Source organism: Amycolatopsis mongoliensis (assembly GCF_030285665.1).
Taxonomy (GTDB): Bacteria; Actinomycetota; Actinomycetes; order Mycobacteriales; family Pseudonocardiaceae; genus Amycolatopsis; species Amycolatopsis mongoliensis.
On record NZ_CP127295.1, the window covers coordinates 1 to 12,690 of the forward strand.

The following is a 12,690-nucleotide window of genomic DNA, read 5'->3' on the forward strand; positions in this document are numbered from 1 at the left end:
CCGGGGGAGTGGATGCGGGCATGAGAAAAGGCCCCGGGAGAACCAAAGTTCTCAACCGGGGCCTTCCCCAACATAAGTTCGGCGGTGTCCTACTCTCCCACAACCCTTCGGTTGCAGTACCATCGGCGCTGTCAGGCTTAGCTTCCGGGTTCGGAATGGGACCGGGCGTTTCCCTGACGCTAAAACCACCGAAACACTACGAAACAACCACACCCCCCACAAACACGAGGGCCGTGTGGTGTTTCAGAACCGTAGAGTGGATGCGTAACACCTTCGTAGACAAGTCCTCGGCCTATTAGTACCAGTCAACTCGACAACACATCACTGTGCTTCCATTTCTGGCCTATCAACCCAATGGTCTCTTGGGAGCCTTAACCCACAAAGGGTGGGATACCTCATCTTGGAACAGGCTTCCCGCTTAGATGCCTTCAGCGGTTATCCCTTCCGAACGTGGCCAACCAGCCATGCCCCTGGCGGAACAACTGGCACACCAGAGGTTCGTCCGTCCCGGTCCTCTCGTACTAGGGACAGCCTTCCTCAAGTATCCTACGCGCGCGGCGGATAGGGACCGAACTGTCTCACGACGTTCTAAACCCAGCTCGCGTGCCGCTTTAATGGGCGAACAGCCCAACCCTTGGGACCTACTCCGGCCCCAGGATGCGACGAGCCGACATCGAGGTGCCAAACCATGCCGTCGATATGGACTCTTGGGCAAGATCAGCCTGTTATCCCCGGGGTACCTTTTATCCGTTGAGCGACACCCCTTCCACCAGGAGGTGCCGGATCACTAGTCCCGACTTTCGTCCCTGCTCGACATGTCTGTCTCACAGTCAAGCTCCCTTGTGCACTTGCACTCAACACCTGATTGCCAACCAGGCTGAGGGAACCTTTGGGCGCCTCCGTTACTCTTTAGGAGGCAACCGCCCCAGTTAAACTACCCATCAGGCACTGTCCCTGAACCAGATCATGGCCCGAGGTTCAGATTCCCAATTCGACCAGAGTGGTATTTCAACAACGACTCCACAGTAACTAGCGTCACCGCTTCACAGTCTCCCACCTATCCTACACAAGCCGAACCGAAAACCAATACCAAACTATAGTAAAGGTCCCGGGGTCTTTCCGTCCTGCCGCGCGTAACGAGCATCTTTACTCGTAGTGCAATTTCGCCGGGCCTGTGGTTGAGACAGCCGGAAAGTCGTTACGCCATTCGTGCAGGTCGGAACTTACCCGACAAGGAATTTCGCTACCTTAGGATGGTTATAGTTACCACCGCCGTTTACTGGCGCTTAAATTCTCAGCTTCGCCCCAAAAGGCTAACCGGTCCTCTTAACGTTCCAGCACCGGGCAGGCGTCAGTCCATATACATCGTCTTGCGACTTCGCATGGACCTGTGTTTTTAGTAAACAGTCGCTTTCCGCTGGTCTCTGCGGCCACCCACCCCTAGTCCGCAAGGGACTTCAAGGTGTTTGGCCCCCCTTCTCCCGAAGTTACGGGGGCATTTTGCCGAGTTCCTTAACCACAGTTCACCCGATCGCCTTGGTATTCTCTACCTGACCACCTGTGTTGGTTTGGGGTACGGGCCGTGCATGCACTCACTAGAGGCTTTTCTCGGCAGCATAGGATCACTCTACTTCGCCTCAAACGGCTACGCATCACGTCTCAGCCTCATGGAACACGGATTTGCCTATGTTCCGGCCTACACGCTTACACCAGTACTACCACTCACTGGCGGAGCTACCTTCCTGCGTCACCCCATCGCTTGACTACTACGAAATCAGGTCCCACGCTCCACACACACCCCGCCATCCGAAGATATTGGGACGCGGCTTCGGGTGGTTAGTATCAAACGCCTCGTCATGGGCGCACATGCTCGGGTACGGGAATATCAACCCGTTGTCCATCGACTACGCCTGTCGGCCTCGCCTTAGGTCCCGACTTACCCTGGGCGGATTAGCCTGGCCCAGGAACCCTTGGTCATCCGGCGGCAGAGTTTCTCACTCTGCATTCGCTACTCATGCCTGCATTCTCACTCCCACACCCTCCACGACTGGCTTCCGCCGCCGCTTCCCTGGATGCAGGACGCTCCCCTACCCATCCACACCACTAGACAAGAGACTCAAGGCCTCAAGCCGATGTATTGCATGAATGACACAGCTTCGGCGGTGTGCTTAAGCCCCGCTACATTGTCGGCGCAGGACCACTTGACCAGTGAGCTATTACGCACTCTTTCAAGGGTGGCTGCTTCTAAGCCAACCTCCTGGTTGTCTGGGCAATCCCACATCCTTTCCCACTGAGCACACACTTAGGGGCCTTAGCTGGTGTTCTGGGCTGTTTCCCTCTCGACGACGAAGCTTATCCCCCGCCGTCTCACTGCCACACTCTCACACCACGGTATTCGGAGTTTGGTTGATTTCGGTAACCCGGTAAGGCCCCTAGACCATCCAGTAGCTCTACCCCCGTGGTGAAACATGTGACGCTGCACCTAAATGCATTTCGGGGAGAACCAGCTATCACGGAGTTTGATTGGCCTTTCACCCCTACCCACAGCTCATCCCCTCAGTTTTCAACCTAAGTGGGTTCGGGCCTCCACGACGTCTTACCGTCGCTTCACCCTGGCCATGGGTAGATCACTCCGCTTCGGGTCTAGACCACGCGACTCAATCGCCCTATTCAGACTCGCTTTCGCTACGGCTACCCCACACGGGTTAACCTCGCCACGCAGCACTAACTCGCAGGCTCATTCTTCAAAAGGCACGCCATCACCCAAAGGCTCTGACGGCTTGTAGGCACACGGTTTCAGGTACTCTTTCACTCCCCTCCCGGGGTACTTTTCATCTTTCCCTCACGGTACTCGTCCGCTATCGGTCTTCAGGAAGTATTTAGGCTTACCGGGTGGTCCCGGCAGATTCACAGCAAATTCCACGAGCTCGCTGCTACTCGGGAACACCAAACAAACAATCAACGACATGTTTTCGCGTACGGGGCTCTCACCCACTCCGGCCCGCCATCCCAAGCGGTTCCACTAACATACGTGACCATTCCGAGGACTGTCAGATCCTCGACGCTGGGTCCCACAACACCGCACATACAACGCCTGACAGCTTGACATATACACGGTTTAGCCTCTTCCGCTTTCGCTCGCCACTACTCACGGAATCACGGTTGTTTTCTCTTCCTACGGGTACTGAGATGTTTCACTTCCCCGCGTTCCCTCCACACACCCTATATATTCAGGTGCGGGTAACACCACATCACTGGTGCTGGGTTTCCCCATTCGGAAATCCTCGGATCACAGCTCGGTTGACAGCTCCCCGAGGCTTATCGCAGCCTCCTACGTCCTTCATCGGCTCCTGAAGCCAAGACATCCACCATGTGCCCTTAACAACTTGACCACAAAGATGCTCGCATCCACTCTACAGTTCTCAAACACCACACCAGAAACAAACAACGTTCCAGGGCTATGCTCTAGCCCTGAGGCGTGCTGCCTCAGGACCCAACAGTGTGCTTCATGAACAACTTGCCCTCCAGGCGCCGGCCCTTCGTTCCACGACCGCAAGCGGTCAGTACTAGACGAGGCATTGCCAACCAGAACAAGCCATAACCAGTAGTTCCACAATTCCTTGAGCAACCGGAACAAGCACACATTCGGCACTTGAGTTCCAGCCACCCCACCACGGTAGTTCCGGGAATCCCGGCCGAGTGGATGTGTTGTGCTCCTTAGAAAGGAGGTGATCCAGCCGCACCTTCCGGTACGGCTACCTTGTTACGACTTCGTCCCAATCGCCAGTCCCACCTTCGACCACTCCCTCCCTTACGGGTTGGGCCATGGGCTTCGGGTGTTACCGACTTTCATGACGTGACGGGCGGTGTGTACAAGGCCCGGGAACGTATTCACCGCAGCGTTGCTGATCTGCGATTACTAGCGACTCCGACTTCACGCAGTCGAGTTGCAGACTGCGATCCGAACTGAGACCGGCTTTAAGGGATTCGCTCCACCTCGCGGTATCGCAGCCCTCTGTACCAGCCATTGTAGCATGTGTGAAGCCCTGGACATAAGGGGCATGATGACTTGACGTCATCCCCACCTTCCTCCGAGTTGACCCCGGCAGTCTCCCACGAGTCCCCGCCATAACGCGCTGGCAACGTAGGATAAGGGTTGCGCTCGTTGCGGGACTTAACCCAACATCTCACGACACGAGCTGACGACAGCCATGCACCACCTGTACACCAACCACAAGGGAAGCCCCATCTCTGGGGATGTCTGGCGCATGTCAAGCCCAGGTAAGGTTCTTCGCGTTGCATCGAATTAATCCACATGCTCCGCCGCTTGTGCGGGCCCCCGTCAATTCCTTTGAGTTTTAGCCTTGCGGCCGTACTCCCCAGGCGGGGCGCTTAATGCGTTAGCTACGGCACGGACAACGTGGATGTCGCCCACACCTAGCGCCCAACGTTTACAGCGTGGACTACCAGGGTATCTAATCCTGTTCGCTCCCCACGCTTTCGCTCCTCAGCGTCAGTATCGGCCCAGAGACCCGCCTTCGCCACCGGTGTTCCTCCTGATATCTGCGCATTTCACCGCTACACCAGGAATTCCAGTCTCCCCTACCGAACTCAAGTCTGCCCGTATCGACCGCACGCTCCACGTTAAGCGTGGAGATTTCACGGCCGACGCGACAAACCGCCTACGAGCTCTTTACGCCCAATAAATCCGGACAACGCTTGCACCCTACGTATTACCGCGGCTGCTGGCACGTAGTTAGCCGGTGCTTCTTATCCAGGTACCGTCACTTGCGCTTCGTCCCTGGCGAAAGAGGTTTACAACCCGAAGGCCGTCATCCCTCACGCGGCGTCGCTGCATCAGGCTTGCGCCCATTGTGCAATATTCCCCACTGCTGCCTCCCGTAGGAGTCTGGGCCGTGTCTCAGTCCCAGTGTGGCCGGTCACCCTCTCAGGCCGGCTACCCGTCGTCGCCTTGGTAGGCCATTACCCCACCAACAAGCTGATAGGCCGCGGGTTCATCCTGCACCGCCGGAACTTTCAACAACACTTCATGCGAAGCGTTGTGATATCCGGTATTAGACCTCGTTTCCAAGGCTTATCCCAGAGTGCAGGGCAGATTACCCACGTGTTACTCACCCGTTCGCCACTCATCCCCACCCGAAAGTGGTTCAGCGTTCGACTTGCATGTGTTAAGCACGCCGCCAGCGTTCGTCCTGAGCCAGGATCAAACTCTCCAACAATGAATAGTTTGATCGAGACTATTTCTCAATCTAGATTTTCTCAAAGGAACCTCATACGAGGTTTCATATATAAGCTCTACTGGCTTAGTTCACTAGCACACTGTTGAGTTCTCAAGCAACACACTCCGAATCCACCCGCTTTACCGGCGGCTAAGATCCTCGGCGTTTGTTTCAAGCTTTGTTCCGAGGCTATCACCTCGGTTCAGGACCACCCACTCTACCACGTTCGTGGGAGCTTGGTTCGTGGCCCCGGCGGCCGCCCGGTTTCCCTGGCGACTTGGAGAACTTTACATGCCCTCGAAACCCCCTCGCACAGGGGGGGTCCCTTTATTCGCGCCAGGCCGCTGACCTGCGTCGATCTACGACTGGGGCTGCCCTTGGGTCGCGACGACCGTCAGCGCGACGAGCGCGGCCGTCAGGACCGCGGCGACGTGGATCGGCGCCGGCGTGAACGACGCCGCGACGACGAGCACCGCTGTCACCGGGAAGCCGATCGCGATCGGGCGGCACTCGTTGGCCGGTCCGATGTGCAGCAGCCACACGCTCAGCAGGAAGACCGCCACCGGCACCGTCGTCGGCAGCGCCGCGGCCACCCCGCCGAGGTCGTGCAGCGTCCCCGTGTCGTAAGCGACCGCCACCTCGAGCCCGGCCCCCACGGCCGCGGCGGACGCGAAGATGAGGTAGTGGCCGTAGCCCCAGCTCATCGACGTGAACATGGTCGGCCGGCGGACGAGCCGCGCGTGCCCCGGCCGGTCGAAGTACAGCCACCACATGGAGAACACGAGCACCAGGCCCGCCGCGGCCAGCGAGATCAACGCGCCGAGGTGCCCGGGCTCGGCCGCGCCCTCCTTGATCGCGGTCGTCGCGCTGAGGATCACTTCGCCGAGCACGATCAGGGTGAACAGGCCGTACCGCTCGGCGATGTGGTGCGGGTGCCACGTGGTGCCGTGCCGGCTCTCCGCCCAGACCGGGACCGCCATTTCCAGCACCGCGAACACGACGAAAGCGATCACCTGCACTCCGTGCGGCAACCACAGGTAGGAAACCCACAGCACCTGGACCATCGCGATGCCGACGGCGTACCGCAGCGCGGCGGGGCGGCAGCCCGGGTCCGACCGCGCCGCCCGCAGCCACTGGAACACCAGCGCGAGCCGCATCAGGACGTAGCCGGCCACCATCAGCCGGAAGTCGCCTTCGAACGCGGCCGGCACCGCGGCCGCGACGGTCAGCCCGCCGGCGATCTGCACGAGCGTGGCCAGCCGGTACGGGACGTCGTCGGTGTCGAACGCCGAGGCGAACCAGCTGAAGTTCAGCCAGCCCCACCAGATCGCGAAGAACACCATCGCGAACGACGAGACGCCGTGGGCGGCGTCCCCCTCGGCCAGCGCGTGGTGCAGCGACGCCGCGGCCTGGCCGACGGCGACCACGAAACAGAGGTCGAACAGCAGTTCCAGGGGCGTCGCGACGCGGTGGTCCTCACCGCTGTCGCGCGAGCGCATCGGCCGGTACCAGCCCCGGGTCCGGTACCCCGGCCGCAACGGCTGCTCGGTCATCGGCGCTCCCCGGGCTCGTGGCTGTCGGACGCGGTCATCCCAACATGATCACGAGCCGGGTGGAAGCACGACACGGAGGAACGGACGGGCCCGGTTCCCCCTCACCCGGGCCCGCCCGCCGCCGTCACGCGCCGGCAGCCGCCGATGGGCATCCCTTCCGCGAGTGCCGGACGGTCCCCCGCGGACGCCGACACTCACTGGACGGAAGGTGACCGAGTGTGTCCATTCCCTCGAACTCCGGACGCCTCGATCGCTCGGGTCGGTCACCCCATCCCCGGGTGACCGACCGATTGCCACTGTCGGTAGCCGAAGCCGCGCAGTGAAGGCTCCATAAGATCTACCCGGTTGCTCTGCGTAGCACCAGTGTCTTTCCGTGCTCGTCACTCGTTTGGAGCATCGCTAATCTGCCGAAAGTAGTGTCTCAGCCGCGGTGCACGTCCGAGGCGGCCGCCTCGGCCCTCCGAGCCGCTCGTTCCTGCTCGGAAGTTTGCGCACGGTGGTGCCGCGCCCGGAGTTCGGCGATCGCGAGGGCCAGCGCGGTGCACGTCAGACCGGCCGCGCAGCACAGCGCGACGGTCAGCGCGAGCGGGTAGTCCGTCGCCGCGCCGACGACGGTCCCGAACACCGACGCGAGCACGGCGGTGCCGATCGCGGTGCCGATCCGCTGCCCGGTCTGCAACGCGCCGCCCGCCACCCCCGCCATCCGGACCGGCACGCACTCCAGCGTCAACGTCGTGTTCGGCGAGATCACCATGCCGCCACCCACGCCCGCGAACAGCAGCGGCAGCGCGAACGCCCACCCGGACGCCGACGGCGGCACGAGCTCGGCGAGCAGCGCGACGGCGAGCAGGCCCAGCGCGACCATGGTCAGGCCGGTGACGGTCAGCCGCCGGCCGAAGGTCGGCACGAGCCGCCCGGCGACGGCCGCGGACACCGCCGAGCCGACCGCGAACGGCGTCACCGACAGCCCGGACTGCAGCGGCGTGTAGCCGAGGCCCTGCTGGAAGAACATCGCGAAGACCAGCCAGATCCCGGCGAACCCGCAGAAGTAGAGAGCGCCGACCGCGGCCCCGGCGGAGTACCCCGGGGTGCCGGTGAACAGCCGCGTGTCCAGCAGCGGCGTCCGGTCGCGCCGGACGACCGAACGCTCCCAGCGCACGAACGCGAACCCGAACACCAGCGCGACGACGAACATCCACCACAGCCGCGCGGGGCCGTCGGTGTCCGATTCGATGACCGGGAGCAGCACGCCGAGCACGGCGACCGCGAGCAGCACGATGCCGACGAAGTCGATCTCCGACCGCACCCGGAACTGCTTCTTCTCGCTGCGCGGCAGCAGCCGCAGGGCCAGCGCGAACGCGAGGACCCCGATCGGCACGTTGACGTAGAACACCCAGCGCCAGCCGTCCTGGGCGCCGAAGACGGCGAGGATGAACCCGCCGAGGATCGGGCCGACCGCCGTGGAGATCCCGACGACGGCGCCGAACATCCCGAACGCGCGGCCGCGCTCGGCGCCGCGGAAGAGGTCCTGGATCAGGCCGGTGTTCTGCGGGGTCAGCATGCCCGCCGCCACACCCTGGGCGAGCCGCGCGATGACCAGCGTCGTCTCGTTCGGTGCCGCGCCGGCCAGGGCACTGGTGATGACGAACGCGGCGAGCGCGCCGAGGAACATGGTCCGGCGGCCGAACGCGTCGCCGAGGCGGCCGCCGGTGACCAGGACCAGCCCGAACGCCAGCGCGTAGCCGGAGACGACCCAGCGGATCCCGCCGCTGCTCGCGTGCAGCCCGGTCTGCATCGACGGCAGGGCGACGTTGACGATGCTGACGTCGAGCAGACCCATGAACCCGGCCGTCAGCGAGACGGCGAGCGCTTTCCAGCGCCTCGGATCGGGTTCGTACGACATGGATGAGCTGACCTCACGCGTGTTCACCGGCTGGGGATACCCCACTCAGCAAACACGAAAGGCGGGATCCGCGCGCGTTGTGCGAATCCCGCCCTTCGGCGGATCAGGTGGACGCGGTGATGCCGCGGATGCCCTTGAGCTCCCCGATCAGCATGGAGCTGACCTTCACCGGGTAGTCGTAGAGCGCGAAGACCGTCTGGTTCTTGCCCACCAGCTTCAGGTGCACCGGGGTTTCGCCCTTGTGGGCGAGCAGCGTGGACCGCAGCTCGCTCACCACCGACTGGTCGATCTTCTCCGCCGCGGCGAGCAGGACCAGCGGCGGCTCGTCGTCGCCGTTGCCCGTGCCGACCTCGGACAGGTCCAGCGTCGCGAGGCCGCCGCCGAAGACCGACATCTTGTCTTCGCGCCAGTTGACCCGGCCCTTGACCAGCACCGCGTTGTCCTCGATCAGCTCGCCCGCGAACAGCGCGTACGACTTCGGGAAGAAGAGCACCTCGAGGGAAGCGTCCATGTCCTCGACCGTGCAGATCGCCCAGGGCTCGCCCTTCTTGTTGACCCGCCGCTCGAGCGAGGTGATCAGCCCGGAGATGACGATCTCGCCTTCCCGCGGCGGATCGGCGAGGATCGAGGCGATCGGCTTCGGGGCGTGCTTGCGCAGGATCCGCTCGGCGCCGTCCAGCGGGTGCGCCGAGACGTACAGGCCGAGCATCTCCCGCTCGTAGGCCAGCAGCTGCTTGCGCGGGTACTCCTCCTCGCCGAACTTCAGGTGCGCGAGCGGCGACGACGACGGCTGCGCCTCCCCCTCGTCCCCGCCGAAGCCGAACAGGTCGAACTGGCCCATCGCCTCCTGGCGCTTGAGCGGGACGACGGCTTCCACCGCGTCTTCGTGGACCTGGATCATCGACAGCCGCGTGTGGCCGAGCGAGTCGAACCCGCCCGCCTTGATCAGCGACTCGATGACCCGCTTGTTGCAGGCCACGAGCTCGGACTTGTCGAGGAAGTCGGTGAAGGAGGCGTACTTGCCCTTCTCCGCGCGCGTCTTGATGATCGACTCGACGACGTTCGCGCCGACGTTGCGGACGGCACCCATGCCGAAACGGATGTCGTCCCCGACGGCCGCGAACCGCAGGGCCGACTCGTTGACGTCCGGCGGCAGCACCTTGATGCCGAGGCGGCGGCACTCGGACAGGTAGACCGCCGACTTGTCCTTGTTGTCGCCGACCGACGTGAGGAGGGCCGCCATGTACTCGGCCGTGAAGTTCGCCTTGAGGTACGCGGTCCAGTAGGAGACCAGGCCGTACGCGGCCGCGTGGCTCTTGTTGAACGCGTACCCGGCGAACGGGAGGATCGTGTCCCAGAGCGCCTTGACGGCCTCGGCGGAGAACCCGCCGGGGACCAGGTCGCTGGCCTTCATGCCGGCTTCGAAGCCCTCGTACTCGAGGTCGAGGACTTCCTTCTTCTTCTTGCCCATCGCGCGGCGGAGCACGTCCGCGCGACCCATCGTGTACCCGGCCACCTTCTGGCCGATGTGCATGATCTGCTCTTGATACACGATCAGGCCGTAGGTGTCGGCCAGGATCTCCCGCAGCGGCTCGTCGAGCTCCGGGTGGATCGGCTTGACCTTCTGCCGGTTGTTCTTCCGGTCCGCGTAGTCGTTGTGCGCGTTCATGCCCATCGGGCCGGGGCGGTAGAGCGCGCCGACCGCGACGATGTCGTCGAACACCGTGGGCTCCATGCGCCGGAGCAGGTCGCGCATGGGCCCGCCGTCCAGCTGGAACACGCCGAGCGTGTCGCCGCGGGCGAGCAGCTTGTAGGTCTCCGGGTCCTCGACGCCCAGGGTATCGAGGTCGATGTCGATCCCGCGGTTGGCCTTGATGTTGTCGATCGCGTCGCCGATGACCGTCAGGTTCCGCAGGCCCAGGAAGTCCATCTTCAGCAGGCCGATGGCCTCGCACGACGGGTAGTCCCAGCCGGTGATGATCGAACCGTCGTCACGCTGCCAGAGCGGGATGGCGTCGGTCAGCGGGTCGCACGACATGATGACCGCGCAGGCGTGCACGCCCGCGTTGCGGATCAGGCCCTCGAGGCCGCGGGCGGTCTCGAAGATCGTCTTGCACTCTTCGTCGGTCTCGACCAGGGCGCGGACCTCGGCGGCCTCGCCGTAGCGCTCGTGCTTCGAGTCGACGATGCCCGAGAGCGGGATGTCCTTCGCCATGATCGGCGGCGGCAGCGCCTTGGAGATCTTGTCCGCGATCGCGTAGCCCGGCTGGCCGAAGTGGACGCGCGCCGAGTCCTTGATCGCGGCCTTGGTCTTGATCGTGCCGAACGTGATGACCTGGGCGACCTTGTCCGAGCCGTACTTGTCGGTCGCGTACCGGATCATCTCGCCGCGCCGGCGGTCGTCGAAGTCGATGTCGATATCGGGCATCGAGACGCGCTCGGGGTTCAGGAACCGCTCGAACAGCAGCTTCTGCGGGATCGGGTCCAGGTTGGTGATGCCCAGGACGTACGCGACGAGCGAGCCGGCGGCCGAACCACGGCCCGGGCCGACCCGGATGCCGACGCGGCGGGCGTAGCTGATGAGGTCGGCGACGATCAGGAAGTAGGCCGGGAAGCCCTTCCCGATGATGACGTCGAGCTCCTTCTCGATCCGCTCGGGGTAGCCCTCGGGCGGGCCCTCCGGGAAGCGCCACTTCAGGCCCTTCGCGACCTCTTCGCGCAGCCAGCCGCCCTGGTCGTAGCCCTCGGGGACCTCGAAGAACGGCAGCCGGTCCTTGTGCGCGTAGACGTCTTCGTACGACTCGATGCGCTCGGCGATCATCAGCGTCGTGTCGGCCGCGCCGGGGACCTCCTTGTCCCAGTACTCGCGCATCTCGGCGGCGGACTTGAGGTAGTAGCCGTCGCCGTCGAACTTGAAGCGGGTCGGGTCGTTGAGGGTCTTGCCGGCCTGGACGCACAGCAGCGCCGAGTGGGTGTCGGCCTGGTCCTTGGTGACGTAGTGCGAGTCGTTGGTGGCCAGCGGCTTGAGGTCGAGCAGGCGGCCGACCTCCAGGAGGCCCTCGCGGACCGACCGCTCGATCGGCAGGCCGTGGTCCATCAGCTCGAGGAAGAAGTTGTCGGCGCCGAAGATGTCCTTGTAGTCGGACGCGGCCTGGATCGCCGCCTCCTTCTGGCCCAGCCGCAGCCGGGTCTGCACCTCGCCCGACGGGCAGCCGGTGGTCGCGATGATGCCCGAGTGGTTTTCCGCGATCAGCTCGCGGTCCATGCGCGGCTTGCGGTAGTAGCCCTGCATGCTGGCCAGGGAGGACAGCTTGAAGAGGTTGCGCAGCCCGGTGGCGTTCTGGGCGAGCATCGTCATGTGGGTGTAGGCACCGGCGCCCGAGACGTCGCCGCCCTCGCCGAGCTCGTCGGAGCCGCGCTGGTTCGACTGCCCCCAGAAGACCGGCTTCTTGTGGAATCGGCTCTCCGGCGCGATGTAGGCCTCGATGCCGATGATCGGCTTGAGGCCGTGCTTCTTCGACTGCTGGTAGAACTCGTCGCCGCCGTACATGTTGCCGTGGTCGGTCATGCCGACCGCGGGCATGCCGAGGCGCGCCGCCTCCGCGAAGAGGGGAGCGATCTTCGCCGCACCGTCGAGCATCGAGTACTCGGTGTGGACGTGCAGGTGGACGAAGGAATCGTTCGACACCAGCGAAAACCTCCCCTAGGTGAATGGGACCGGCGCGCCCGGGTCCCTCACCCTAACCCGTGGCACCGACAGTCCTCGCACGTGCTCGCCGGGGTCGATTCTGCTCCTCGCGGGCGGTGTTCCGCCGCTGCGACGCGCCCCCTCTTCGGGCGGTGGTGATCACGGTGCGGCGGGTGGGCACCGGGCGCGGTCGGGCGGTCACGCGGGGCCGCCTTCGGCGGGTTGGCGGGTGTGGGTTGGCGGGGTGGCTTGGCGGGCGTGGGGCGGGCTGCCAGGGTCGCGAATGACTCATTCGCGGCGCCGAAG

At 63.8% G+C, this 12,690-nt stretch carries 3 protein-coding genes and 3 rRNA genes; all 6 read right to left on the minus strand.

Features of this window, described 5'->3' with window-relative positions:
- Window positions 1-76: 76 nt before the first annotated feature.
- The 6 genes from rrf to dnaE all read right to left on the minus strand — a co-directional run bounded on the left by rrf (window position 77) and on the right by dnaE (window position 12,384).
- Window positions 77-193, minus strand: a 5S ribosomal RNA gene (rrf, locus tag QRX60_RS00005).
- An 82-nt stretch (window positions 194-275) separates the two neighbouring features.
- Window positions 276-3,392, minus strand: a 23S ribosomal RNA gene (locus QRX60_RS00010).
- A 329-nt stretch (window positions 3,393-3,721) separates the two neighbouring features.
- Window positions 3,722-5,240, minus strand: a 16S ribosomal RNA gene (locus tag QRX60_RS00015).
- Together the 16S, 23S and 5S rRNA genes form the textbook arrangement of a ribosomal RNA operon.
- A gap of 359 nt (window positions 5,241-5,599) precedes the next feature.
- The gene (locus QRX60_RS00020; protein WP_285998729.1) at window positions 5,600-6,793 is read right to left on the minus strand and encodes a low temperature requirement protein A; all 1,194 of its coding nucleotides are present in this window, start codon (window positions 6,791-6,793) and stop codon (window positions 5,600-5,602) included.
- 421 nt (window positions 6,794-7,214) lie between these two features.
- The gene (locus QRX60_RS00025; protein WP_285998730.1) at window positions 7,215-8,696 is read right to left on the minus strand and encodes an MFS transporter; all 1,482 of its coding nucleotides are present in this window, start codon (window positions 8,694-8,696) and stop codon (window positions 7,215-7,217) included.
- Between the two features lie 103 nt (window positions 8,697-8,799).
- Window positions 8,800-12,384 carry a DNA polymerase III subunit alpha gene (gene dnaE, locus QRX60_RS00030; protein ID WP_285998731.1) on the minus strand — a complete coding sequence of 1,195 codons (3,585 nt, stop codon included), beginning with the start codon at window positions 12,382-12,384 and terminating at the stop codon, window positions 8,800-8,802.
- Between the last annotated feature and the right edge of the window lie 306 nt (window positions 12,385-12,690).